22 protein-coding genes are annotated in these 25,454 nt (G+C 72.7%); 13 read left to right on the top strand and 9 right to left on the bottom strand.

What is annotated here, in order from left to right:
- Nucleotides 1-71: 71 nt before the first annotated feature.
- Nucleotides 72-374, bottom strand: a complete 303-nt coding sequence (locus tag EBN88_RS31710; RefSeq protein WP_407703393.1) for a hypothetical protein — start codon at nt 372-374, stop codon at nt 72-74.
- 47 nt (nt 375-421) lie between these two features.
- Entirely contained in the window at nt 422-1,171 is a 750-nt protein-coding gene (locus EBN88_RS10220; RefSeq protein WP_147472697.1) for a FadR/GntR family transcriptional regulator, read from the bottom strand.
- A 276-nt stretch (nt 1,172-1,447) separates the two neighbouring features.
- Here EBN88_RS10220 and dgoD (EBN88_RS10215) point away from each other — a divergent pair, with 276 nt between their 5' ends.
- The 9 genes from dgoD (EBN88_RS10215) (at nt 1,448) to EBN88_RS10175 (ending at nt 13,020) form a co-directional block, all read left to right on the top strand.
- The gene (gene dgoD, locus EBN88_RS10215; protein WP_122183495.1) at nt 1,448-2,587 is read left to right on the top strand and encodes a galactonate dehydratase; all 1,140 of its coding nucleotides are present in this window, start codon (nt 1,448-1,450) and stop codon (nt 2,585-2,587) included.
- Between the two features lie 78 nt (nt 2,588-2,665).
- Nucleotides 2,666-4,183, top strand: a complete 1,518-nt coding sequence (gene arfA / locus EBN88_RS10210; protein WP_122183494.1) for an arabinosylfuranosidase ArfA — start codon at nt 2,666-2,668, stop codon at nt 4,181-4,183.
- A gap of 424 nt (nt 4,184-4,607) precedes the next feature.
- Nucleotides 4,608-6,860, top strand: coding sequence for a hypothetical protein (locus tag EBN88_RS30470; RefSeq protein WP_158621346.1), 2,253 nt, complete (start codon nt 4,608-4,610; stop codon nt 6,858-6,860).
- Nucleotides 6,857-7,900 (top strand): phosphotransferase family protein, encoded by a 1,044-nt coding sequence (locus tag EBN88_RS30465; RefSeq protein WP_158621345.1) that lies wholly within the window; start codon nt 6,857-6,859, stop codon nt 7,898-7,900. The genes EBN88_RS30470 and EBN88_RS30465 overlap by 4 nt, the downstream gene beginning before the upstream one ends.
- Nucleotides 7,900-9,210: a phosphopyruvate hydratase gene (gene eno, locus EBN88_RS10195; RefSeq protein ID WP_122183493.1), complete on the top strand. Its 1,311-nt coding sequence runs from the start codon at nt 7,900-7,902 to the stop codon at nt 9,208-9,210. The genes EBN88_RS30465 and eno overlap by 1 nt, the downstream gene beginning before the upstream one ends.
- 171 nt (nt 9,211-9,381) lie before the next feature.
- Nucleotides 9,382-10,107 (top strand): FadR/GntR family transcriptional regulator, encoded by a 726-nt coding sequence (locus tag EBN88_RS10190; RefSeq protein WP_122183492.1) that lies wholly within the window; start codon nt 9,382-9,384, stop codon nt 10,105-10,107.
- Nucleotides 10,108-10,182: 75 nt separating this feature from the next.
- A complete protein-coding gene (gene dgoD / locus EBN88_RS10185; RefSeq protein WP_122183491.1) occupies nt 10,183-11,328 on the top strand; it encodes a galactonate dehydratase in 1,146 nt (381 codons plus the stop codon).
- Between the two features lie 94 nt (nt 11,329-11,422).
- Nucleotides 11,423-12,055, top strand: a complete 633-nt coding sequence (locus EBN88_RS10180; protein WP_122183490.1) for a bifunctional 4-hydroxy-2-oxoglutarate aldolase/2-dehydro-3-deoxy-phosphogluconate aldolase — start codon at nt 11,423-11,425, stop codon at nt 12,053-12,055.
- Entirely contained in the window at nt 12,052-13,020 is a 969-nt protein-coding gene (locus EBN88_RS10175) for a sugar kinase (protein ID WP_122183489.1), read from the top strand. The genes EBN88_RS10180 and EBN88_RS10175 overlap by 4 nt, the downstream gene beginning before the upstream one ends.
- Before the next feature lie 22 nt (nt 13,021-13,042).
- Here the strand turns inward: EBN88_RS10175 and EBN88_RS10170 are convergent, their stop codons facing one another.
- On the bottom strand, nt 13,043-13,717 hold the full coding sequence (locus EBN88_RS10170) for a TetR/AcrR family transcriptional regulator (RefSeq protein ID WP_122183488.1): 675 nt from the start codon (nt 13,715-13,717) through the stop codon (nt 13,043-13,045).
- A gap of 123 nt (nt 13,718-13,840) precedes the next feature.
- Between EBN88_RS10170 and EBN88_RS10165 the strand changes: the two genes are divergently transcribed.
- Nucleotides 13,841-14,803: an SDR family NAD(P)-dependent oxidoreductase gene (locus EBN88_RS10165; protein WP_122183487.1), complete on the top strand. Its 963-nt coding sequence runs from the start codon at nt 13,841-13,843 to the stop codon at nt 14,801-14,803.
- A 57-nt stretch (nt 14,804-14,860) separates the two neighbouring features.
- Complete coding sequence (locus EBN88_RS10160; protein ID WP_122183486.1) at nt 14,861-15,334, top strand: hypothetical protein; 474 nt, start codon at nt 14,861-14,863, stop codon at nt 15,332-15,334.
- 257 nt (nt 15,335-15,591) lie between these two features.
- Here the strand turns inward: EBN88_RS10160 and EBN88_RS10155 are convergent, their stop codons facing one another.
- From EBN88_RS10155 to EBN88_RS10135, 5 genes are all read right to left on the bottom strand, one after another.
- Nucleotides 15,592-16,866: a glycoside hydrolase family 71/99-like protein gene (locus tag EBN88_RS10155; RefSeq protein WP_122183485.1), complete on the bottom strand. Its 1,275-nt coding sequence runs from the start codon at nt 16,864-16,866 to the stop codon at nt 15,592-15,594.
- 57 nt (nt 16,867-16,923) lie between these two features.
- Nucleotides 16,924-17,847, bottom strand: coding sequence for an NAD-dependent epimerase/dehydratase family protein (locus EBN88_RS10150; RefSeq protein WP_122183484.1), 924 nt, complete (start codon nt 17,845-17,847; stop codon nt 16,924-16,926).
- A 150-nt stretch (nt 17,848-17,997) separates the two neighbouring features.
- Nucleotides 17,998-18,915: a carbohydrate ABC transporter permease gene (locus tag EBN88_RS10145; RefSeq protein ID WP_122183483.1), complete on the bottom strand. Its 918-nt coding sequence runs from the start codon at nt 18,913-18,915 to the stop codon at nt 17,998-18,000.
- Between the two features lie 43 nt (nt 18,916-18,958).
- Nucleotides 18,959-19,984, bottom strand: coding sequence for a carbohydrate ABC transporter permease (locus EBN88_RS10140; RefSeq protein WP_122183482.1), 1,026 nt, complete (start codon nt 19,982-19,984; stop codon nt 18,959-18,961).
- Entirely contained in the window at nt 19,981-21,378 is a 1,398-nt protein-coding gene (locus EBN88_RS10135; protein WP_233580575.1) for an ABC transporter substrate-binding protein, read from the bottom strand. The genes EBN88_RS10140 and EBN88_RS10135 overlap by 4 nt, the downstream gene beginning before the upstream one ends.
- Before the next feature lie 129 nt (nt 21,379-21,507).
- Here EBN88_RS10135 and EBN88_RS10130 point away from each other — a divergent pair, with 129 nt between their 5' ends.
- Together EBN88_RS10130 and EBN88_RS10125 are read left to right on the top strand one after the other, a co-directional pair.
- Nucleotides 21,508-22,803 carry an enolase C-terminal domain-like protein gene (locus EBN88_RS10130; RefSeq protein ID WP_122183481.1) on the top strand — a complete coding sequence of 432 codons (1,296 nt, stop codon included), beginning with the start codon at nt 21,508-21,510 and terminating at the stop codon, nt 22,801-22,803.
- Between the two features lie 336 nt (nt 22,804-23,139).
- Nucleotides 23,140-24,351 (top strand): ROK family transcriptional regulator, encoded by a 1,212-nt coding sequence (locus EBN88_RS10125; protein WP_233580574.1) that lies wholly within the window; start codon nt 23,140-23,142, stop codon nt 24,349-24,351.
- Nucleotides 24,352-24,459: 108 nt separating this feature from the next.
- Here EBN88_RS10125 and EBN88_RS10120 read toward each other — a convergent pair whose 3' ends face one another.
- Complete coding sequence (locus tag EBN88_RS10120; protein ID WP_158621344.1) at nt 24,460-25,449, bottom strand: phosphotransferase enzyme family protein; 990 nt, start codon at nt 25,447-25,449, stop codon at nt 24,460-24,462.
- Between the last annotated feature and the right edge of the window lie 5 nt (nt 25,450-25,454).

Here is a 25,454-nt window from a genome sequence, read left to right as displayed (position 1 = left end):
CGTCGCCGCGCCGATCCCGGCGCCGGCGCCGACCACGGCGACCCGCTGCCCGGCCGGCCCGCCCGCGCCGCTCACCGGTCGTCGCCTTCCACCGGGGCCCGCTCGAAGCGGCCGCGCTGCGCGCCCAGGCCCGAGATGGCCACGGCGACCTCGTCCCCCGGGCGCGCGAAGCGCGGCGGGTCGAAGCCGGCGCCGACCCCCCGCGGGTTGAACGTCTCGCAGTTCCTGTCCTTGTCCCACTGGCCGCCGCGCTCCATCGGGAGGACCCGCTCGGAGACGTCGTCGCTGATCGCGTGCCCGGCCACGGCGCGGGCCCCGTCGAGTGGCACGGCCGGCGTCTCCCGGCCGGCCGGGCCGGTGCGTATGAGTTTCATGGGGATCTCTCCACGGGCGTGTGGTGCGGGAGTTGGGGGGGCGCCGTTCAGGACGAGGAGTTCGACCGGGGGTCGAGCGCGGCGCGCAGGTCGCTACGGGCGTCCCTGATGCAGCCGCGCATGGCCTCGGCCGCGCCCGCCGCGTCCCGGGCGCGGACCCGGGCCAACACGGTCCGGTGCGCGGTGAGCACGGCGTCCACGGAACGCCCGCGCAGCGCGTGGCCCTGGATGCTGCGCTCGAAGCTCTGCCGCAGCGAGTCCCGCAGGCCCTCCAGTATGAAGACCAACATGCGGTTCCCGCTGGCCAGCGCGAGCGACTCATGGAAGGCGACATCGCACTGGTGGTAGCGCTCGACCCTGGCGGGGTCGCTCAGGTCGGCGGCGGCCTCCACCATCCCGTCCAGCGCGGACTGGGCGGCCTGGAGCGCGGAGCGCGAGGCGTGCCGGGCGGCCAGCGTGGCCGCCTGGATCTCCAACGCCTCGCGCACGTCGGCGAACTCCAGCAGCGCCCCGGGGTCGCGCCGGATCGCGGCGCGGAAGTGGCCGGAGAGCACGGAGCTGTCCGGCTCCAGGACCCGTGGCCTGCGGCCCTTGCTGAGGGCCACCAGGCCACGCGCCGCCAGCACCTTGAGCGCCTCGCGCACGGTGAGGCGGCTGACGCCGAGGGTGCTGGCCAACTCCGCCTCGGAGGGCAGCAACATGCCCGGCTCCAGCTCGTCGAAGAGCATCGCCTCGATCCCGGACACGGCCGCTTCCAGCGTGGGCGGGGTGGTGTTGGACGTCTGTGGCTCACTCACCGGGCGATCCTATCAGTCAGGTTTTTGGTCGCCCAGCGGTGAGCGTTCCACGTCAAGGGCCTGGAAACCGGCGCGGGGCGGGCGTGAAAACGGTGTAAAGCCGTGTGTACCGGGCCGGCTGAGGAAGTGCGCGCAGACCCGTTGACGTGTCTGACACCCCTGCCTAGGGTCAACATGTCATACACCTTTGGGTCGCGTTCGCCGCGCTCGTTCCTCCGTTCTTCCGTTCTCCCGTGTCCCCGTTTCCCTGTGCCCCCGTTTCCCGAAAGGGCCGCCGTGAAGATCAGTCGCATCGAGACCTTCCAGGTGCCGCCGCGTTGGCTGTTCCTGCGGATCGAGACCGACGACGGCCTGGTCGGCTGGGGCGAGCCCGTGGTGGAGGGCCGGGCCGGGACGGTGGAGGCGGCCGTCGCCGAGCTGTCCGAGTATTTGGTCGGCCAGGACGCCTCCCGGATCGAGGACCACTGGCAGGTGCTCACCAAGGGCGGCTTCTACCGGGGCGGCCCGGTCCTCTCCAGCGCCGTCGCCGGCATCGACCAGGCGCTCTGGGACATCGTCGGCAAGGCCCACGGCGTCCCGGTGCACCAACTCCTGGGCGGCCCGGTCCGCGACCGGATCAGGGTCTACGGCTGGATCGGCGGCGACCGCCCCTTCGACCTGGCCGAACAGGCCCGCGCCAGCGCCGAGATGGGGCTGACGGCCGTGAAGATGAACGGCTCGGCCGAGCTGGGCCCCGTCGAAACCCCGGCTCGCGTGCGGTCGGTGGTCGAACGGGTCGCCACCGTGCGCGAGGCGCTCGGCGACGACCTCGACCTGGCCGTCGACTTCCACGGCAGGTTCAGCCCGGCGATGGCCCGCCGGGTGCTGCCGCTGCTGGAGCCGCACCTGCCCCTCTTCGTCGAGGAGCCGGTCGTTCCCGAGCTGTCCAACCGGCTGCCGGAGCTGGCGGCGGCCAGCTCCGTCCCCCTGGCCACCGGCGAACGGCTCTACTCCCGCTGGGACTTCGACCCGGTGCTCCGCTCGGGCATCGCCGTGGCCCAGCCCGACCTCAGTCACGCCGGCGGGATCTCCGAGGTCCGCAGGATCGCCGCCGCGGCCGAGACCCACGGCGTGACGCTGGCACCGCACTGCCCGCTGGGGCCGATCGCCCTGGCCGCCAGCCTCCAGATCGACCTGGCGGTGCCCAACTTCCTCATCCAGGAGCAGAGCACCGGCATCCACTACAACACCGTCGAGCCGATGGACTACCTGCTGGACCGTTCCGTTCTCGCCCTCCACGAGGGGCACATGCTGCCGCCGACCGGTCCCGGGCTCGGCATCGAGATCGACGAGGCCCGGGTGCGCGAGGTCGCCGGCCGGCACGGCTGGCGCGCCCCGGTCTGGCGCCACGCCGACGGCTCCCACGCCGAGTGGTGACCCGGCCCCGGCGCCCCCGTTCTCTGCCTCCCCCCTTCCCCGAGAGAGTCCCCGAGAGAGTTTCTGAGAGAGAGCGTCATGCCCAACGCCGTACTGACCCTGCATCCCGCCTTCACCGTGGGCCCCGTGCGGCGGCGGACCTTTGGCTCCTTCGTGGAGCACATGGGCCGCTGCGTCTACGAGGGCATCTACCAGCCCGACCACCCCAGTGCCGACGAGGACGGCTTCCGCACGGACGTGTTGGAGATGGTCCGTGAGCTGGGCATCTCCACCGTCCGTTATCCGGGCGGCAACTTCGTCTCCGGCTACCGCTGGGAGGACGGCGTCGGCCCGTGCGAGGAGCGGCCCCGGCGTGTGGAGATGGCCTGGCACAGCGTGGAGACCAACGAGTTCGGCCTCGACGAGTTCATGCGCTGGACGAAGAAGGCCGGCGTCGAGCCGATGATGGCCGTCAACCTGGGCACCAGGGGCGTCCAGGAGGCGTGTGACCTGCTGGAGTACGCCAACCTCCGGTCCGGCACCCACTTCGCCGACGCTCGGATCGCCAACGGCAGCGCCGAGCCCCACAACATCCGGATGTGGTGCCTGGGCAACGAGATGGACGGCCCGTGGCAGATCGGCCACAAGACGCCCGAGGAGTACGCCAGGTTGGCGGCCGAGACCGGCCGCGCCATGCGCATGATCGACCCGACTCTGGAACTGGTCGCCTGTGGCAGTTCCGGCCCCGAGATCGACACGTTCGGCACCTGGGAGCGAGCTGTGTTGACCGAGGCGTACGACCAGGTCGACTACATATCGCTGCACGCCTACTACCAGGAGCGCGACGGCGACCTCGGCAGCTTCCTGGCCAGCGGCGTCCACATGGACCGCTTCATCGCCGATGTGGTCGCCCACTGCGACCATGTGCGATCGGTTCGGCGCAAGGAGAAGCGGATCATGCTCTCCTTCGACGAGTGGAACGTCTGGTACCAGACCAGGTTCGACACCTCAGGCCCGCCCAGCGACTGGGTCACCGCCCCTCCCATCGCCGAGGACGACTACACCGTCGCCGACGCCGTGGTGGTCGGCGGCCTGCTGATCTCGCTGCTGCGCAACAGCGACCGGGTCACCGCCGCCAGCCAGGCCCAACTCGTCAACGTCCTCGGCCTGATCCGCACCGAGCCCGGCGAGGGACCGGCCTGGCGGCAGACCATCTTCCACCCCTTCGCGCTCACCTCGGCCCACGCCAGGGGCCAGGTGCTGGACGTCGGCATCGACGCCCCGCGCTACGACACCGTCAAGTACGGCGAGGTGCCGCTGGTGGACGCCGTCGCCACCCACGACCCGGAGACCGGGGCGCTCGCGGTCTTCGCCGTCAACCGCGACACCGAGCGGCCGGTCACCCTCGACCTCGACCTGCGCGCCTTCGAAGGCTCGCTGGGCGAGGGCCGGTTGCGGGTCCTGCACGGCGACGGCGACCCGCACGTCGTCAACGACGCCCGGGACCCGGAGCGGGTGCTGCCGGCCGAGGGCCCGGCGGTGCGACCGGTCGACGGGCGGGCCGGCGTCACGCTGCCGCCGGTCTCCTGGAGCGTCCTGACGTTTCCCGGCCGCTGACCTCTTTCGGACGCTCCCGACCACCCCGGTCACCGACCACCCCGGTCGCCGGCCGTTCCGGCCCCCGGCCGTTCCGGCTCCCGACCGACCCCGGCCGTTCCTGGCCAACTCCGGTCGTCGCCCTGAGGGTTCGCCTCTGAACCGGCGCTTCCGCAGGCGGGTCCGCACTCCTCCCACCGACGTGAGGTGAACGACGCGCGTCCGCGCCGCCCGGCCCCCTCAGCCGGCGCACCCTCCCGCGCGCCACCGGCACGGCCGCGGCGGCCGGTGGCCGCGCGCCCATCCCGACGCCTCGGGCCGGATCGTGGAGGGCATCGCGACCACCGGCATCAAGGAGCCGCGCCCACCGGTACGTTGCCCCGTTCCCGCACGTTGCCCCGTTCCCACCGAACCCGTTGCTCGACCGATCCGAGGAGCCGTCCCGATGGCCCCACCTCCCGAAGTCGCCCGCCGCAGCGTGCTGGTCGCCGGCACCGTGACGGGCACCGCCCTGGCCACCGGGCTGCCCGCCGGCCCCGGCTCCGCCACGGGCAGCGCCCACGCCGCCTCGGGCGACGGGCCGGCCTACGCCCTGGTGGCCGAGCCGGCCGACGACGGAACCCAGGGCATCGCCGTGGCCGAGACCGCCACCGGCACGGCCGTCGTCCGCTCCCTCGCGCCGCTCCAGATCATGGTCAGGATCGGCGACACGCCGGCGGAGACCTCGACCGGCTACACCAGCCTGGAGATCACGGAGACGGGCGCCGAGGCCAGCGGCGTCGTCTCCACCCCGGCGGGCGGCCGCTACCGCTTCGACGACCGCTACACCCTCGACGGGGCCGCGCTCACCCTCGACCGCACCGTCACCGTCGAGCACGCGGTCGACCTCAAGGAGACCTGCTTCAACTCCCGCTTCGCGCTGGGCATCGCCGACGGCGCGGCCGAACTCGCCGACTACGACGTGCTCTACCCCGGCATGTGGTATGGCGACTCCACCGGCCTGCCCGAGGGCGCCATCGGCAGCGACCCCGAGGACACCTACTTCTACGTCAAGGAGACCCGACTCACCCTGCCCTTCGTGCTGCTGCCGCAGCGCGACGGCGGACGCACCGTCACCCTGGGCCGGATCGGCGACCCGCCCGCGACCGGGCGGGACGGCGTGGTCCAGGAGAACGCCCGCACCTGGTGGATCAACGAGGGCATCCGGTACGCGGGACTGGGCGTGCAACGCACCCCGGAGCCACAACTCGCCTGCGTATACCCGGCGTTCGAGGGGGAGAAGGCGTACGGCTCGGACTCCTGGGTGCGTCGGAGCCACCCGGTGGTCGAGGGGTTCAGCCACCAGTACACGCTGCTGCTGCGGCTGGGCGTCCACGAGGGGCGGCCCTCGGCGGGCCGGGAGAACTGGCGGGCGTACTGGGACCACTTCGCGCCGCCGCCGGGCGGCGGCTCGGCCGAACCGGTCCACGCGGCGGGCGTCGCCCTGCTCGGGCGGCTGACCAGGGACTACAACGGCCACCCTGGGCTGCCCTTCAGCTGCCAGCTGCCGCACGGGCGGCCGGATGCCATCAGCTATGTGATGGGGTTCATCGGCCAACAGGCGCCGGCCGGCTACCAGATGCTGCGCGCCGGGCTGCTCTCGGGGGACGCGGAGCTGGCCGCCAAGGGGCGCTCGGTCATCGACTTCTGGGTGACCGAGTCGCCGCTGGACAACGGGCTGCCGAGGCTCTGGGCCGACGGTGACGAACTCCGCTGGCGCGAGTGGTACCCGGTGTTCATCCGGGTGGCGGCCGACGGAATGGACGGGGTGCTCGACGCCGCCCGGCTGATGCGGCGCAGGGGCGAGCCGGTGCGTGCCTGGGAGCGGTATCTGACCACCTTCGGTGATTTCCTGGTCGACAACCAGAGCGAGGATGGATCGTTCCCGCGCGCCTATGGCTGGGACGGGACCATCGAGAGCCCGGAGAAGACCAACACCAGCCACCCCATCCGCTTCCTGGCCCATCTGCACCTGTGCACCGGGAAGGAACGCTATCTGCGGGCGGCGCTGCGCGCGGGACGCTTCCACCGCGAGCAGACCCGCGGCACCTTCCGCTTCATCGGCGGCACCGCCGACAATCCCAACGTGGTGGACAAGGAAGCCGGCGGCATGGCGCCGCACGCGGCGCTGGCGCCGTACGACGTGACCCAGGACGACGGTTGGCTGGCGGACGCTCGGGAGGCGGCGGACTTCACCGAGACCTGGATTCTGGCCAGGGGCTGGCCGGTGGCCACCGAACGGGCCGCCTACCGGGAGGACGGCCCGCTGGGACTGAGCCTGATCGCGGCAGGGCACTCAGGGATGGACAACTGGATCACCTACGAGGGCGCCAACTTCTACCGGCTGCACCTGTTCACCGGCGACGAGCACTACCGCGAGGTGGCCCGGCTGCTCACCGGCACCGCGCACCGCACCACCCAGTACCCGGGCAACGACCTCGGCTACGGCGAGGACGGGCGCTGCGAGGAGGCCATCTCGCTGACCGACATGACCTACTCCGGCGTGGGCACCTGGCCGCCCTGGGTCACCGTGGCGCAGGTCGAGCCGCTCTCCCAACTCCAGGACATCTTCGGCGAGATGGACATCGAGACCATCGAGGACCGGCTCGGCGCCGAACAGCGCCGGGAGCGCAACCGCAGGGCTGGGCAGCGGCCGTGACAGAGGACCGCCAGCCCCTGCTCGACGCCGGGACCGTGCTGCCCTACCTCCGGCGGCGCGGGCTGCTCGCCCCCGGCGCGCCGGCCACGGCCGACGAACTCTCCGGCGGCGTCTCCAGCGTGGCGCTGGCCGTCGACACCGGCGACGGGCGCGGGCTGGTGGTCAAGCAGGCCCTGCCCAGGCTCCGCACCGAGATGGTCTGGCACGCCAAGCGGGAACGCACGCTCAACGAGGCCGCCGCGCTGGCGCTGGCCGCCGGCCTCACCCCGGGGTCGGTGCCAGCGGTGCTGGACACCGACCACCGACGCCTGGCCATGACCATCGAACGGGCCCCGGCCGACTGGGGCAACTGGAAGGAACTGCTCCTCGCCGGCCGGGTGTGGCCATCGGTGGCCGAGCGTCTGGGCGCGCTGCTGGGCCGCTGGGCGGTCGCCACCGAGGGCGGCGCCGGGCTGCCCGAGCGCCTGGACGACCCGGAGGCCTTCGACCAGCTGCGGCTGGCGCCGTTCCACCGCACCGTGGCCGGGCGCCACCCGAGCGTGGCGACGCGGATCACCGCGTGCGAGCGGCGCACGGCCGAGGCGCGGCAGTGCCTGGTCCACGGCGACTTCTCGCCCAAGAATGTGCTGACCGGGCCCATGGGGCCGGACGACACCCCTCCAGCGGCCGAGGAACTCGGCTGCTGGGTGTTGGACTTCGAGGTGGCCCACCTGGGCGACCCCACCTTCGATGTGGCCTTCCTGCTCTGTCACCTCCTGCTCAAGAGCGTTCATCTCCCGGATCACGCGGACGCGTTGTTCGACGCGGCGCGGCGCTTCCTCGACGCCTACGGCCAGGCCGGCGGGCCCGGCCTGAGCGATCCCGACCACCTGGCGGACCAACTGGCCTGCCTGCTGCTGGCCCGGGTGGACGGCACCTCACCCGCCGGCTATCTCACCCCCGGCCAGGGCGTGGCCGTGCGGGGCGTGGCACTGGACCTCCTCACCTCATCCGACCCGGCGCGAGGAATGCGCCGGCTGCTGAAAGGACTTGCCCCCTGATGGCCGAGACCACCATCGACGCCCTGCTGCCCTGCGAGGTGCTGGACTCCCGTGGCAACCCGACCGTCGCGTGCGAGGTCAGGCTGCGCGGCGGGGCCGGCGCCACGGTGAGCGTGCCCTCCGGCGCGTCCACCGGCTCGCACGAGGCGGTGGAACTCCGGGACGGCGGCGACCGCTACGCCGGTCGCGGCGTCCGCCGGGCGGTGGCGTCGGTGGAGGGCGAGATCGCGGAACTCGTCCTCGGCCTGGACGCCACCGACCAGATCGGCCTGGACGCGGCGCTCAGAACGTTGGACGGCACCGACGACCTCAATCGGCTGGGCGCCAACGCGGTGCTCTCGGTCTCGCTGGCCTCCTCACTGGCGGCCGCCGCCTCCCTGGGGCAGCCGCCCTACCGGTGGTTCGGCGCCGGGAGCGATCCGCTGCTCCCGATGCCCATGGTCAACATCCTCTCGGGCGGCGCCCACGCCGGCGGCGCCCTGGACATCCAGGACCTCCTGGCGGTGCCGGTGGGGGCCGACAGCTTCGCCCAGGCCCTGGAGTGGGTGGCCCGGGTGCGGCGGGCCACGGGCGAGGTGCTGACGGAGGCGGGTCACGACATCAGGCTGGTCGCTGACGAGGGCGGCTTCGGGGTGCCGCTGCCCAGCAACACCAGGGGACTTGAGGTGCTGACCGCCGGCATCGAACGGGCCGGGCTGCGCCCGGGCGACCAGGTGGGAATCGCCATCGACGTGGCGGCCACCGAGCTCCTCGACGAGGGCGACTACCACCTGGCGGCCGAGGGGCGCCGGCTGGACACCGGCGAGCTGACCGACCTGATCGGCGACTGGTGCGCCCGCTTCCCCGTGCTCTCGATCGAGGACCCCCTGGCCGAGGACGACTGGGAGGGGTGGCGCGAGATCACCCAACGCCTCGGCGGCGGCCACCAGCTCGTCGGTGACGACCTCTTCGTCACCACCGCCACCCGGCTGCGGCGCGGGATCGAGTCCGGGGTCGGCAACGCCGTGCTGGTCAAGCCCAACCAGTGTGGGCTCCTCTCCGACGCCCACACCGTGGTCAGGACCGCCCAGGCCGCCGGCTACGCCACGGTGCTCTCCGCCAGGTCGGGCGAGACCGAGGACAGCTGGCTCGCGGACCTGGCCGTCGGCTGGCGGACCGGGCAGATCAAGGTCGGCTCGCTCACCCGCTCCGAACGCACCGCCAAGTGGAACCGACTGCTCAGGATCGAGCGGGAGTTGGGCGCTTCGGCCGAGTTCGCCGGCGCCGCCTCCCTGGCCCCGCTCAGCGGGACCGACATCGGGACCCGCTGAGGCCGACGCCGGGCCGTCCGCCCCCGGGACGCAGGCCCCGGCCGCCGCCCCGGGCGCGGCCGGGCAACCGCCCTCCGGAAACTCATTAATTACGAAGAATTGTTGACAGGAGGCGGGCCGGGAAGCAGGCTGGGGCACGGACGAGGGCCGACGATCCTGGGGAGGAGGCGCATGACGCGCTACGCCTCCCGAGGTGTCCACGGCCAGACCGTCGAGGAGCTCGCCCGGCGCCTGCTGGGCGGGGAGTGGCCCGAGGGCGCCACGCTCGATCTGGTCGCGCTCCAGGCCGAGTTGGACGTCAGCCTCACCGCGCTCCGGGAGTCGCTCAAGGTGCTCGCCGCCAAGGGCCTCGTCGACGCCCGCCAGCGGCGCGGCACCTTCGTTCGCCCCCGAGCCCACTGGAACCTCCTCGACCCCGACGTGCTCCGCTGGCGGCTCGCCGCCACCCCCGCCGGCGAGGGCGGAGACGCCGCCCTCCACCGGGATCTCGGGGAGGTCCGCGCCATCGTGGAGCCCGCCGCCGCCCGGCTCGCCGCCGAACGTCGAGACCCGGACGACCTCGCCGTCCTGGAGGAGGCCCTGACCGCCATGGGTCTGGCGACCTCTCCCGCCGAGGCCGCCGCCGCCGACCTGGCCTTCCACCGGGGGCTGTTGGCGGCCACCCACAACGAACTCCTCGTCCGGATGGAACTCGTCATCGAGTCCGGCCTCGAACGACGCGACCTGCTGGTCCACAGCTCCGCCGCCGCCGGCGACCCGGTGCCCCAACACCGCGCCGTCCTGACGGCCGTGCGCGAGCGGGACGCCGACGCCGCCGAGTCGCTCATGCGGGCGCTGCTCGCCCAGGCCGCCCGCGACCTCGACCGGGCCAGCGAGCAGCAACACCCCCACGGCTAGCACCCCCAGCGTGGCCGCCACAGCGACCGCGCACCCCGCACCGACAGCACGGAAAGCACGCACGAGGCACCGCACATGAAGATCACCCGAATCGAGACGTTCCTCATCCCGCCGCGCTGGCTCTTCTGCCGGGTCGAGACCGACCAGGGCCTGGTCGGCTGGGGCGAACCGGTCGTGGAGGGCCGGGCCGAGGTGGTCCGCGCCGCCGTCGACGTGCTCGCCGAGTACCTGGTCGGCCAGGACCCGCTGCGGATCGAGGACCACTGGCAGGTGCTCACCAAGGGCGGCTTCTACCGGGGCGGCCCGGTCCTCTCCAGCGCCGTCGCCGGCATCGACCAGGCGCTCTGGGACATCGCGGGCAAGCAGTACGGGGCGCCCGTGCACGCGCTGCTCGGCGGCCCGGTGCGGGACCGAGCCCGGGTCTACGCCTGGGTCGGCGGTGACGACCCCCACGAACTCGCCGACCAGATCGCCGCCCAGGTCGACGCCGGCTTCACCGCCGTGAAGATGAACGCGGCCGGCCGCACCCGACCGCACGCCAGCGTCGCCGAGATCGACGCGGTGGTGGAACGCGTCACCACGGCCAGGGACGTGCTCGGCTCCGAACGCGACATCGCGATCGACTGCCACGGCCGCTTCAGCGCCGCCAGCTCCCGCAGGCTGCTGCACGAGATAGCCCCGCTGCACCCGCTCTTCGTCGAGGAGCCGCTGCCGCCCGAGCAGAGCCACGTCCTCGGCGGCCTGGTCGAGGCCGGGCCCGTGCCGATCGCGACCGGCGAGCGGATCTATGACCGCTCCGGGTTCCTGCCCGTGCTCCAGTCCGGGGTGACCGTCGTCCAGCCTGACCTCTCGCACGCCGGCGGCATCTCCGAGGTGCGCCGCATCGCCTCGCTCGCCGAGACCTTCGGCGCCCACCTGGCGCCGCACTGCCCCCTCGGCCCCATCTCCCTGGCCGCCAGCCTCCAGGTGGTCTTCGCCACCCCCAACTTCCTGATCCAGGAGCAGAGCCTCGGCATCCACTACAACCGGGAGGCCGACCTGCTCTCCTACGTGGTGGACCCCGAGCCGTTCCGCTTCACCGAGGGCCACGCCACGCGCACCCAACTCCCGGGACTCGGCGTGACCGTGGACGAGGACGCGGTGCGCGCGGCGGACCGGGCCGGCCACGCCTGGCGCAACCCGGTCTGGCGGCACGCCGACGGCGGCTTCGCCGAGTGGTGACCGGCCGGGGACCGGGCCTCGGCGCGCCGCACCGGGCGATCTGCGAGGCTTGTGCCCCGGACAGCGCCCCGTGACTCCGGAAGAAGGCTGATCGATGAACCTGCTCGAACTCCTGCGCGCCAAGCGGCTGCTGGCCATCGTCCGAGGCTCGGATCGGGAAGCCTCGCTGCGCGCGGTGCTCGCCCTCGTCGAGGAGGGCGTGTCCCTGGTCGAGGTATCCCTGACCGGGCGGGACGCCCTGGACGTGATCGCCTCGGCCCGCGCCGAACTGGGCCCGGACGCCCCGCTGGGCGCCGGCACCGTGCTGACGGCGGACGACGCGAGGGCCGCCCGCGAGGCGGGCGCCGACTTCGTGGTGACCCCGGGGCTCGGCGCGGGCCTCGACGAGGCGCACCGCCTCGGACTCCCCACCCTGGCCGGCGCGTTGACGCCCAGCGAGATCATCGCCGCCCGTGCCTCGGGCGCCACGGCGATCAAGGTGTTCCCCGCTGACGCGATGGGCGGGCCGCGCTATCTGCGGGCGCTCCGGGGCCCCTTCCCCGACGTCCCGCTGATCCCGGTGGGCGGGGTGAACGCGGAGGCGGCCAGGACGTATCTGGCGGAGGGCACCCTGGCGATCGGCGTCGGCTCCCCGCTGCTGGGGGACGCGGCCCACGGGGGAGCCCTGGACGCCCTGCGGGAACGGGCGCGTGACTATGTGCGCCTCGTCGAGGGGCGGTCGGCATGAGCGGGACCGCCGAGATCGTGGTCTGTGGCGAGGCGATGACCCTGCTGCTGGCCGAGCCGGGCGTGCCGTTGGAGCACGCCACCGCCTTCCGTCGCTCGATCGCCGGTGCCGAGAGCAATGTCGCGGCGGGCCTGGCCCGGCTGGGACACCGCAGCCGTTGGCTGGGCAGGGTGGGCGACGACCCGGCCGGGCGGGCCGTGTTGGCGAAACTGCGCTCCGACGGCATTGACACCTCCTACGCGATCGTGGACTCCTCGGCCTTCACCGGGATGCTGGTCAGGGACAGCCATCCGGCGCGGGCCATCGACGTGCAGTACTACCGGGCCGGCTCGGCGGCCTCGCGTCTGAGGGCCGACGAACTGCGCCCCGAGGCGCTGGCCGGCGCCCGGCTGCTCCATGTCACGGGGATCACCCCGATGCTCTCGGGAACGACCCGCGAGGCCACGGAGCGACTCTTCGAACTGGCTCGAGATGCCGGGGCGTTGGTCTCCTTCGACCCCAACATCCGCCTCAAGGTGGGGCCGCCGGAGCGGTGGCGCGAGGTGGTCGGCCCGCTGCTGGAGCGCGCCGACCTGGTGTTGGCGGGGGAGGACGAGCTGGAACTCCTCCATCCCGATGAGCCCACGGAGTCCGCGCGGAGGCGCCTGCTGGCGTCCGGGGCCGGCGCCGTGGTGATCAAGCACCGGGACAAGTCGGCCAGTTGCCACACTGCGGACGGGGCCTGGCGCCAGGAGGCGTTCACCGTGCCCGTGGTCGATCCGGTGGGCGCCGGGGACGCCTTCGCGGTCGGCTTCCTCGACGGCTGGTTGGCGGGGGCCACTCCGGCACTGGCCCTCGAACAGGCCGCCGCCACCGCCGCGTTGGTGGTGCAGAGCGCCAACGACACGGACGGGCTGCCGGACCGGCCGGGCCTTGATCGGGCGCTGCGGTCCTTCACCCAGCGGACCGAGGCCGTCAACCGCTGACCGCCCGTCGGCCTCCCGACCCTCATCCCCCGTCACCTCCCCGTGAGTCGACGCGCCCGGCGGCCTGGTCGCCCAGGGCCTCCTCGGGGGTGTCGGGGGCGCGGAGGCCCTGAAGGGCCGTGCGCACCACCACGTCCACATACTCCTCGGTGAGCGGTCCGTCCCGATGGAGCCAGCGGCTGCGCACCGGCCCCCAGATCATCTCGACGGCCACGTCGAGGTCCAGTCCGGGGGAGAGCTGACCGGCCTCCTGGGCGCTGCGGAGCCGGCGGCGCTTCATCTCGCGGACCGGCTCCTCAAGGCGCTGTTGGTAGTCGGCGGCGAGATCCGGGTCGACCAGGACCTCGACCGTCAGGGCGCGCATCGGCTCGCTGTAGCGTGGATCGTTCAACTCGTCGGCCGTGGCGCGGAGTACGGCCCGCAGATCCGCCTCCAGATCTCCCGTGTCGGGAAGCTCGCCGGTCTCGCCCTCCTGACCGCCGGAGAGCGCGAGCAGGGCGTCGAACAGCACCGCTCCCTTCGAGGGCCACCAGCGATAGATCGTCTGCTTGCCGGCGCCGGCTCTGGCCGCTATTCCCTCGACGCTCAGCTTGGCGTAGCCGACCTCGCTCACCAGCTCCAGCGCGGCGTTGAGGATCGCCTGGCGGGTGGACTCGTTGCGTCGTGCGTTGTCGGGTGCTCTGCGTGATGGCGTCATGCGCGCAGCGTACCTCATGACGAGACGAGACGCACCGTCTTGTTTTTCGTGTGGGGTGTGTGTAGGGTCTCGTCACGAGTCGAGACGCACCGTCTCGTCTCGACCTCCGTCGAAGGGACCCCCATGACCACCGCATCCGCCGCGTCCTTCCCGTCGGCCGCTTCGGACGACGCCGCGCCCACCGGTGCGGCCACGCCCTCCCATCTCACCGTCGCCGCCCGTGTCAGGGCCCAACGCGAGGGGAGGGTCTGGCTGATCACGGGGGCCAGCCGAGGGCTCGGCCGTGCCTTCGCCGAGGCGGCGCTCGCCTCCGGCGACCGGGTGGTCGCCATCTCCCGCACGGTGGGCTCGATGGACGACCTGGCCGCCGCCCACCGGGATCGGCTGCTGTCGTTCTCACTCGACGTCACCGACCGCACCGCCGTCTTCGCCGCGGTCGCCGAGGCGGTCGCTCGCTTCGGGCGGCTCGACGTCGTGGTGAACAACGCCGGCTTCCTCACCATGGGCATGGTCGAGGAGTTCACCGAGGAACAGGCCCGCGCCCAGTTCGAGGTCAACTTCTTCGGGGCGCTGTGGGTGAGCCAGGCCGTGCTGCCCACCCTGCGCGAGCAGGGCTCGGGCCACATCGTCCAGATCTCCAGCGTCGGCGCTCTGGCCGGCCATCCCCTCACCGGCATCTACAGCGCGAGCAAGTCGGCCCTCGAGGGGATGAGCGAGGCCCTGGCGGCGGAGGTCGCCGAGTTCGGGGTCAAGCTCACCATTGTGGAGCCCGGCGGCTACTGGACCGATCTCTACACCACCGGCCTGGTCACCACCGATCCCCAGCCGCAGTACGCGCCGCTGCGCGCGGAGTTGGAGCGTCGGTTCGCCGAGGGCTCGGTGGACAGCCCGCCCGATCTGGCGGCCCGTGCCCTGCTCGCCCTGGTGGAGGCCGAGGACCCGCCGTCACACCTGCTGTTGGGCAGCATGGTCTACGACCTGGCCTTCGAGATCTCCCGGCGGCGCATGGACACCTGGGCGGCCTGGGAGGAGGTCAGCCGAGCCGCCGAGCGGGCCGTGCCCGCACCCCAGGCGCCGGCGTCGTGACCGGGGGAACCGGGAGGGGGATCGCCCCGTCCCTCTGGCATGAGGATCAGAGAAGCAGTGCTCCTGCCCGCCGGCGTGGCCGCCGCGATGGTGTTGACCTCGTGCGGGGGCGAGGAGAGTTCGGGCGGCATCGTCGAGGGCGACGGTTGGCGCGGCGCGCTGCTGGCCTCTGCGGGCCTGGACTCGTTCACGCTGCGCGACGGCACGGAGGCGGACGCGGAGCCCCGGGTACCGGAGCGGGCGGATGTGGAGCGGTTCGAGGAGGCCCTGCCGCCAACGCAGGAGTTCACGGGAGTGCCGGACGAGCCGGAGACGGTCCAGCTCGACGGGACCTATGTCCGCCAGTACACGGAGCTGGCCGCCGACACCGAACGCCGGTTGATCGTGCAGGGCATCTGCGATCCGGACGGCTTCCCGGAGTGGGAGTCCCGCTGGGTGGAGGTCATGGACGGCGGCTCCTGCTTCTGGCACGCGTCGATGGACCTGGAGTCGGGGGAGATCCTCGGCTTCACCTTCAACGGCATGGGCTGAGCGGTCACCGGTCCCCGCGTCAACGTCCCGCGCCCCACGCGGGCTTGGCGGAGACGCCCCCGTCGCCCGGGCGGCGGGAGGGCGTCGAGCGGCTCCGGAGGGACGTGCGGTGGGCGGGGTGGCTGGTGGCGCTGGGCCTGCTGCTGGCCGCGCCGCTGATCTGGCCTTCGCCCGGCTCCGCCGTCGGTTCGGCCGGGGCCCGGGCGGCCCTTCCGGCAGGTAAAGGGCCGCCCGGGGGCTCGGGAGCGGGTGGCGGATCAGAGCGTGGGGGACGTGGGACGGGTCTCGGTGAGTTCGATCTCTCCGGCCAGCATTCGTCCTCCGTCTCCGGTCAGCCGGAGGTAGTAGTCGGCCGAGCACGGGGTGCCGTCCTCGTCCAGGGCGCGGAAGTCCGTGCCCGCCGGCACGTCGGCGCTCGTCTCGGCGGTCTTGGCTATCTGGTTCCCCTCGTTGTACTCGTCGAACATCGAGATGTAGAGGCCCTGCGCGCCGGCGCGGATGGTGTTGTAGAACATCCGCCACATGAAGTCGCCGTGCGCCCGGTGCCCCTCCTGGAGGTTGCCGGGCATCACACACGGCTGGTAGTCGATCCCCGAGGCGTCACACTCGGCCTGGTCGGGGACGAGGTTGGACTCGTAGAAGGCGTCCAGCTCCTGGACGGTACCCAGCCGTCCGACCATCCACGGGGACAGCATGTCCACCGCGTGGTAGACCTCCTCGAAGCCGGGCCGGGAGTCGCGGTCCCCGGTGCGCCAGTGCGTGGGCACCCCGCCCATCACGTAGCACCCCTGGTCCTGGAACCAGCGGATGACGTCCAGACACTCCTCCGGGGTGAACGGGCGCTTCTCGTCGGCGAATCCGGGGCCCCAGATGCCCACCACCGGCTTGCCGTTCTGGATGGCGTAGGCGCTGGACGCGGCGTAGGCCGACATCTTCTCCGTCCAGTCGACCTTGATCTCCTCCCGCATGGCCAACCAGTCCGTGATGTCGTACATCACGTAGAACTTCACCCCGTGCGCCTCGGCGGCGAGCCTGACCTTCTCGGTCATCGCGTCGCGGATCGGCCCCTCGTGCCCGTTGGGGTTGAAGCGTTGGAGAGCGGCGGTGTGGATGGCGTTCTCCGCCATCCAGCGGAAGTGGGTGTCCACGGTCTGGTCGTCGTGGGAGGAGAAGAGCGTGGCGGGCTGGCCGTTGCCCAGGGCAGGGAAGTCCGTCTGGTAGGTGCGGTCGTAGTCCCGCATGTCGGGCCAGCTGATGATGCCGTTGTTGCTGGGGGAGGGGGTGCGCCCCATGTCCGGCGCCCAGTGCCACCAGGCGTCGATGGGGGACCCGTCGCCGGCGGCGGCGAACCAGCCCTGGTAGCCGGTGGTGATCTTGCCGACCACGTCGCCGGGTTCGCTGGCGCGCGGCCCGCTGGTGCGGGGCTTCGGGGTGTCGGTGGGGTCGGCCTGGGCGTAGGCGGCGCCGAACACGGCGCCTGCGGCGGGGAGCGCGAGCGCCGTGGTCACGAAGGTGCGGCGGGAGACTGCCATCGTGGGGGTCCTTTCGAGGGACGGTGTGGGGATGGCCCCTGGGGCGGGCCTCGCTGTTCAGCCACCCTGGGGCGGTGGCTCGCCGCGCCAGCGGTGGCGCGGCACGAACCCGAGAAGCTCTCGGGCCCTGGAGGTGTCGAACACGGCGCTGTGGCCGCCGAGTTCGCCGGTGACGGGGGTGTCCGGGTGGTGGGCGCGCAGCAGTTCCCCGGTGGGCTGGAGGGCCGAGGTGTCGGGCGCGCTCACGGTGATCACATGGTGTCCGGTCAGGGGCGCGGTCAGCGCCGCGAGGACGGCGTCCGCCGCGTCCCCGGTGTCCAGCCAGCCCCACAGGTCGCGGCGGTGGCCACCGGGGTCCTCGTGGACCTGGGCGAGTTGTCGGGTGAGCCGCTCGCCGGAGCCCACGAAGGGGAAGCGCAGGGCGACCGTTGGCAGCCCCCAGCGGCGGGTGGTGAAGGCGGCCACCTCCTCGGCGAGGACCTTGGAGAGCCCGTAGGAGTCGACGGCGAGCGTCGGATGCTCCTCGTCCACCGGCGCGTAGTGGGGCGAGAGGTCGCGGTCGGCCCACGCCAGGCCGAACGCCGAGACGCTGGAGGCCAGCACCAGCCGTCGGGCTCCCGACCGTCCCATCTCCTGGCAGACGACATAACTGCCCAGGACGTTGGTGTCGAGGATCTCCTCCTCGGGGTGCCGCCCGGGCGCGGGGATGGCCGCGAGATGGGCCACGCCGGCGACGCCGCCCTCCTCCCCGGCGAGGCAGGAGGCGACGAACTCCCGGTCCCTGATGTCGCCCACCAGGCAGCGCGCGATCCGGTCGTCCTCGAACGGCAACCGGTCGACGGCCACCACCCGCAGTCCGGCGTGGGCGCAGGCGCCGACCACCCGGCGGCCGATCCCGCCGGCGGCACCGGTGACCAGCACCGTGTCACCGGGGCCGAGCGGCGCCCCCCGCGCGCCACCGCCTGCCGTGCCCGTGCTCATACCGGTTTCCTTTCGTCGGGCTCCACCCGGTGGTGCCGAGAACGGCCGTCACACCTCAACAGGGTTCCTTCCGAAGGGGGTTCGCACGGTCCGAGGGCCCATGCGTGGGGGAGTTCGGGCGGCGCCGGCGTGGCGTGGGAGGGGAGTGCGTCAGCCCTTCACCGCCCCCATCAGCCCGTTGACGAAGTACCGCTGGGCGCTGAAGAAGAGGATCACCACGGGCACGACCATGATCAGCGCGGCGGCCATCAGCGAGTTGTACTGGACCACGTTCTCGGACCGCATCGCCTGGAGGGCGATGGGCAGCGTGTAGGTGTCCGGGTCGTTGAGGGAGACCCGGGTCAGCTGGTACTCGTTCCAGGTCGGAATGGCCGTGAGCAGCGCGATGGTGATCAACGCCGGCCGGGCCAGCGGCAGATAGATGGTGGCGAAGATGCGCGGCTCGCCCGCGCCGTCCACCCGGGCCGACTCGCGCAGCTCCCCGGGGATCGAGGAGAACGAGTTGGTCAGCAGGAGCACCGCCAGGGGCGCGCTGCCGTTGACGAAGGGCAGCACCAGACCCCAGTGCGTGCCCAGGATGTCCAGCTCGTGCTCCAGCAGCACGATCGGCAGCAGGGTCACCACGCCCGGCACGAACAACAGCACCAGGAACAGCCGGTAGAGCGCGGTTCGGCCGGGAAAGCGCAGCACGGCGAAGGCGTAGGAGGCAGCCGCGTAGATGACCACCACCAACACCGTGGTCAGGACCGTGACCTTGAGGCTGTTGAGGAAGTAGTCGAAGAAGTTGAGCTTGTTCCAGGTGTCCGCCAGCGTCTGGAGCGTGGGCGACCTGGGGAGCAGATGACCGCCCGAGACCACTTCCTGGTTGTCCTTGAAGGCCGCCGAGACCATCCACAGAAAGGGGTAGAGACTGATCGCCGCGTAGGCGGCCAGAAGCAGGCCGATCACCGTCCTGGCCACCACGGTCCCGGTGGCCGGCCGGCCGCCCGGTCGCCGCCCCCGGGGCGTAGCGCCGCTGCTCGCGCCCGCCCGCCCCCGCAGGGGTACGGTCCGCACGGTGTCGCTCATCGCAATCTCCTTGCCTGGAAACTCCCGGCCGCCCGCACGGGGATCAACCGACTCTGCGCAGCGCGCGTTGGTTGACGATGGCGACGACCAGGGCCGCCAGGAACAGCAGCCAGCCCAGGGCGCTGGCGAGCCCGAGGGTGGGAGCCAGTTCCGAGAGGAAGGCGAGTCGATAGGTCTCCAGCCCCAGCACGTTGGTGCTGTTGCCGGGACCGCCGTTGGTCATGATCAGGAAGACCTGGAAGCCTTGGAGGGAGTCCCGCAGGTTCAACAGCACGATCACCGCCGTGATCGGCCGCAACAGCGGCCAGACCACGCTCAGTTGGGTGCGCCACCAGCCTGCGCCGTCCAGTTGGGCGGCCTCCAGGAGGGAGTTGTCCAGGGCTTGGAGCCCGGTGAGATAGAGCAGCATCGCCACCGGCACGGACGACCAGACCATCACCACGATCATGGTCGGCAGCGCGGTGTCGGGGTTACCCAGGAAGCCCTGGGGCTGCTCCAGGGAACCGAGGCCCACGCTGCGCAGCAGCAGATTGATGGCGCCGTTGGGCTCCAGGATGTACTGCCAGGCGAAGTAGACGGCGATGCCGGTCGTGACATACGGGAGGAAGTAGACCGAGCGCAGCAGCCCGCTCATGCGCCGGGCGGAGTTGAGGATCACGGCCAGCGGGAAACTGATGGCCACCGTCAGCAGTGGCACGGCGATCATCACCCACAGGGTGTTGACGCCCGCCTCCCGGACGGCCGGCGCGTGCACCGGGCTGCGCCAGAGCAGGTCGGCGTAGTTGTCCAGGCCGACCCAGTTCCACTGCGGCCAGAATCCGTTCCACTCGGCGAAGCTCAACAGGAAGCCGTAGACGATGGTGTAGACACCCATGACGCCGAAGAGCACCAGCGCCGGCCCCACGAAGGCGTAGCCCCAGGCCGCCTCCCGCAGCCGTGCCCGCCGGGAGGCGCGTTCGGCCCGCTCCGGCGCGGCCGGGCGCCGCCGCGTTCCGCGTGGCCCGCCGCCGGCGGAGGGCCCAGGTTCGCTCGGTCGTCTCGCGTCCGACGCGATAGTCTCGCCGCTCATCGCCGTGACTCCGCCCAGTAGGAGTTGATGAGCCGAGCCAGGGCACGGCCGGTGTCCTCGGCGTCCGCGCGCTCCAGCGGCGTGAACTCGGCGAGCACGGCACCGACATCGGCCCCGTCGTAGCCGTTCGGCTTGTAGCTGGTGTCCCCGGCGTGGTAGGCGTCCTCGCTCTCGCCCAGCGAGGCGGCCATCGAGCCCAGCAGCGGCCCCACGGCCTCCTCCGGGTTCTCGCCCAGGTCGTTGGGCGGCAGGTCCAGCGCCCGCTGGGCGAAGCCGCGCGCCACGTCGTCCCGCGCCAGGAAGCGCACCCACTCCAGCGCCGCCTCCTGGTTGCCGCCCTCCCTGACCACGGAGAGCCCGGTCAGGGCGAAGGGCTTGAGGTCCGTCTGTTCCATCGCCCCGTGCTCCGGGGGCGGTATGGGGAAGGTGAGGATGTTGTCGGGGTCGAAGCCGTTCTCGGCGAGGAAGGCCAGGGTGAAGGTGCCGCCCACCACGAACGAGGACTCCCCGTTGGCGAAGGAGAGGTCCGCCTCGTCGATGGCCATGATCCCGGTGCCCGGGGTCCAGTACGGCGTGATCTGCCCGAAGGTCTCCAGCGCGGTCACCCCGGCCGGGGAGGCCCAGTTGGCCGACTCGTCCTCGGAGAACAGCTCCGGATAGGCGTCCGGCCCCAACTGCCCGTACGCCATGGGCTGGAGCATCCACTCCAGTCCGGTCGATGGCACCTTCATCCCGATGGTGACGCCGCCGTTCTCCGGGAACTCCCGTCCCACCGCGTCAAGCATCTCGATGAACTCCTCCCAGGTGGTGGGAGGTTCGGTGTACCCGGCCTGGGCGAGGCGCTCCTTGTTGGCGTAGACGATCCCGAAGGTGCCGACGGTGAACGGCACGCTGTAGCGCTGCCCCTCCTCGATGCCCACCGTGGCGGCCCCCGGGGCGAGCGACTGCTCGTAGTACTGCCGGGTGACCGTGCCTTCCTGGGCCACGGTCGGCAGGAACGGGGCGGTCCACTCCTCGGTGACCTCGTCCGAGAGGTCCTCCAGCAGGCCGGCTCCGCCGAAGCTGAAGTCGCTGCCGTTGGCGTGCACCTCCAGCACGTCGGGCAGGTCGTTGGTCCTGGCGGACGCGGCGACCTTGGTGTTGTAGGCGTCGTCCGGGGTGAACGCCTGGACGCGCACCGAGATGCCGGTCTCCTCCTCGAACATCTCCGCCGCGACCTCAAGGCCGGCGACGTGGGACTGCTTGAAGGTCCACATCTCCAGCTGGTTCGGGTCGTCACTGCCCTGGCCGCCACCGCCACAGGCGGCCAACACGGTGGTCAGCGCGAAGGCACCACCCAGAGTTCTCCCGCGCCGTGTGAAGCGGCGGGGGCGTCGTAGGGCCACAGCGCCCATCTGCCCATCCTTTCCCGGGAGTCGACCCGCGGGGAGCGGTGTGCCCCGGAAGCTAAATCGACTTGATGTACGGTGTCAACGCTCGTCACACGCCGAAACAAGCTCGGCGGCCGACTTCCGGAGATCCCCATGGCATCACCCGAGCACCCCCAGGCCCCCGCCCCCGAACTCCTCGCCCCCGCGCCCTGGTCCGGGGCCCCCGACTCCCCCCGGATCACCGCCGTCCGCACCTTCCTCTGCGCCCCCCAGGGCTGCCCCTATGTGATCGTCCGCGTCGAGACCGACCAACCCGGACTCCACGGCCTCGGCTGCGCCAGCGACCCCCAGCGCCCGCTCGCGATCCGCTCCGTGCTCGACGACTACCTCGGCCCGCTGCTGATCGGCCGGGACACCGCCGACATCGAGGACATCCACCGGCTGCTCCTCAACAGCGCCTACTGGCGCGGCGGTTCCATCGCGCAGAACGCGCTGGCCGCCGTGGACGTGGCCCTGTGGGACATCAAGGGCAAGGTCGCCGGGCTCCCGCTGCACGCGCTGCTCGGCGGCCGGACCAGGGAGTTCGCCGCCGCCTACACCCATGTGGACGGCCGCGACCCCGACGAGGTCGCCGAGCGGGTCGCCGCCGCCGTCACGCGTGGCTACCGCCACGTCCGGGTGCAGACAGCCGTGCCCGGCTCCGACACCTACGGGGCAGGACCCGCCGACCCGGTCGAGGCCGAGCGGCGCCAGCCGCGCACCGGCACCTGGGACTCCCTGTCCTATCTGCGCCATGTGCCCGCCGCGCTCAACGCGGTGCGCGAACGGGTGGGACCCGACGTGGAACTCCTCCACGACGTGCACGAACGCCTCACCCCGGCCGAGGCGTTGACCCTGGTCCGCGAGGTGGAGCCGGCCCGCCTGTTCTTCCTGGAGGACGTGCTCGCCCCCGAGGACGCCGCGCACTTCCCCCGGCTGCGCGCCGCCGGCACCGTTCCGTTGGCCGTCGGCGAGCTGTACCACGACACCGCGCAGTACCTGCCGCTGCTGCGGGAGCGGGCGATCGACTTCGCCCGGATCAGGGTCCCGACCCTGGGCGGCCTGACGCCGACCCGAAAACTGGTCGCCGTCTGCGAGCTGTTCGGGGTCCGCATCGCGCCCCACGGCCCGGGCGACGTCAGCCCGGTGGGGATGGCGGCCAACGTGGCGCTGGACATCTCGTCGCCGGCGTTCGGCGTCCAGGAGGCGGCGCGGTTCACCGACGCGACCCTGGAGGTCTTCCCCGGCGCCCGGGTGCCGGAGCGCGGGGGCCTGCGCCCCTCGGAACGACCGGGGCTCGGCGTCGACTTCGACGAGCGGGCGGCCGCCCGGTATCCGGTGACCGAGCCGCTCCGGCACGACCGCTGGGCGCTGCTGCGCGCGGTGGACGGCAGCGTGGCGCGCCCCTGAGGCCGCCGCGCGGGAACGGGGGCGCGGCCACCGTGCCGTGTCGCGGCGCGCTGACCGGCGGACGGGCGGGCGGAGTTCCGGCGCGGGGAGCCCTCACCATCGTCCATCGTCTTGATTTAGAATGCCCCCGGGTGGCCGGGCAACGAGTCCTCCGGCGGCCCGGAGTAGGTTGGTAGGCAACACGGTCATGACGGCCTGGCCGTCCCTGACCCCGCGCACGGCTGGGGGCGACGGCGCGGGGGCGGGGCGGGACGGGAGAGCCGAACCGGGGCGTCAACCCCGGCGACCAGGGGCATCCGACGCGCTCCCCACGTTCCGCCTTGGAGGACCTTGGCCATGGGCAGTCAGCAGTTGACGATCCGGCGCGGCACCAACCTGCCGAAGATGGGCGACTTCAACGAGTCCGTGGTGCTGGACGCGATCCGCCGGGTCCCCGAGGGTCTCAGCCGGGTCGAACTGGCCGAGGCCACCGGGCTGTCCGCGCAGACCGTCTCCAACATCTGCCGCCGGCTGCTCGACCACGGGCTCGCCAGGGAGACCGGCAAGAAGAGCACAGGAAGCGGCAAGCCCCGGACGTTGCTCCAGGTCAGTCCCGAGGCGCGCTACGCGCTCGGGGTGCATCTCGACCCGGCGGTGATCACCTATGTGGTGCTCGACCTGTTGGGTCGGGTGGTGACCCATCTGCGCACCCCCACGCCCCGGGTGGCCGACCCGGACGAGACCCTGGCCGGGATCAGCGCCTCCGTCCGGCGGCTGGTCACCGAGTCGGGCGTTCCCAGGGACCGCATCCTGGGCCTGGGCATCGCCGCTCCAGGGCCGGTCGACATGGCGGCCGGACTGGTCGTCGACCCGCCGGAGTTGGAGGGTTGGCGCCGGGTGCCGCTGCGCGACTACCTGGCGGCGGAGACCGGGCTGCCCGTGCTGCTGGACAAGGACGTCATCGCCGCCGCGATAGCGGAGCGCTGGGCGGGTGCGGCGACCGACACCGGCAACTTTCTCTTTTTCTATCTGGGCACCGGCTCCGGGATGGGCCTCGTCGTCGAGGACACCGTGCTGCGCGGGGTCTCCGGCAACGCCGGCGAGGTCGGCGGCCTCGGCGCCGCCTGCACCACCCGGGCGATGGTGGACGAGGCCATGCAACTGGGCGTGCTGGGCCACGAGTTCACCCCGGCGGGGCCCAGGGACGCCGAGCGCGGGCTGGTGGAGCTGAGCCGGATCGCCGAGGCGCCCGGCGGTGGCGACGACAGCGCCAAGGCCGGGGACATCATCGACCGTTGGGCGGTGCGGGTCGGCCGGGGTGTGTGCGCGGCGGCCACCCTGGTGGACGCCGAGATGATCGTCTTCGGCGGCCCGATCTGGCCGCACCTCCAGGAACGTTTCCTGCGGATCATCCCCGACATGGTGGCGCGGTCCCCCTTCGTGAAGAAGATCCACCCGACGGCCGTCACCAGCACCGGAGTCGGCGAGGACGTCGGCGCGGTCGGCGCGGCCTGCCTGGTGCTGGACCAGACCCTCTCCGCCCAGCCGCGCTCGCTGCTGCTGCGCTGAACCCGCTCGGGCCACTGAACCCGCTCGGGCCACTGAACCCGCTTGGCCGAACCGGCACATGCGGCCGGGGTCCCCGGCCTGGCTCGGCTCGGTCCGGCTCGGCCCGGCTCAGCCGGCGGTCGGGTAGCGGAGGCCGGACCGTTCGGCGGCCAGCGGCGAGACCCGGCGCAGGTGCCCCAGCTGCCAGGCGAGCGGCGAGGGGCCGTCGCCGCCCGCCGCCTGGTGGGCGGCCAGCGCGTCACGCACCCCGAGGAAGAGCCAGGCCCAGTAACTCGGGAGCAGCAGCCGCCACTCCGCCTCGGAGAGCGGGCGGACCTCCTCGTACCCGCGCAGCACCTCGTCGTGGTGGCCGCGCCAGGCCAGGGCGAAGTCGGTGACCAGCGGGTTGCGGTGGGCGCCCGCCAGGTCGAGCAGCCCGGTGAGGCGCCCGGCCTCGCGCAGCAGGTTCCAGGGAGCGAAGTCCCCGTGCACCACGCCGACCGGCACCGCCACGTCCGCCAGTTCCGCGAGGTGCGCGCGGGCGGCGTCGAGGTGGCGGCGCAACAGCGCGCCCTCGTCCGGCCGGCGCCGCTCGTGGGCCGCGACCCGGCGCGCCAGTTCGGGGTCGGCCACGATCCGCTCCAGTGGCGGGTAGCCGATGCGGCGCCGGGCGATCCCGGTCTCCGCGCCGGCCGCGTGGAACTCGGCCAACAGCCGTCCGCGCGCCCGCTGTTCCGCCGGCGGCTCCGGGCGTTCGGCCGGCCGCCCCGGCAGGAAGGCGAAGAGTGCCCAGGCGCCGTCGCCGTCCACCCAGGGCTCCTCGACCGGCTCCGGCGTCGGCCAGCCCAGGCGCCGCAGCGCCAGGCCCACCTCCCATGGGTACTGCCAGTCGGGGGAGTGCGCCGTGCTGAGGCACTTGACCACCAACGGCGCGCCGTCCCTGGTGACGCGCCAGGTGGGGGAGTGGGGCTCGCCCAGGTGCTCGGGCGAGGCCAGCCGCCACCGGCGCCGCGGCTCCTCGGGAATCCGGGGCGCGCCAGCGCCGTTCGCGCCAGCGCCGTCCGCCACCGAACCGTCCGGCCCCGCGCCGTCCGCCACCGGACCCGCCGTCGCCGTCACCCCGT

It is taken from the genome of Streptomyces triticirhizae (assembly GCF_003696235.1).
In the GTDB taxonomy this organism is placed as follows: domain Bacteria; phylum Actinomycetota; class Actinomycetes; order Streptomycetales; family Streptomycetaceae; genus Streptomyces; species Streptomyces triticirhizae.
Note: the sequence above shows the minus strand (reverse complement) of the source record. Positions and strands in the feature narration are given on the sequence as shown.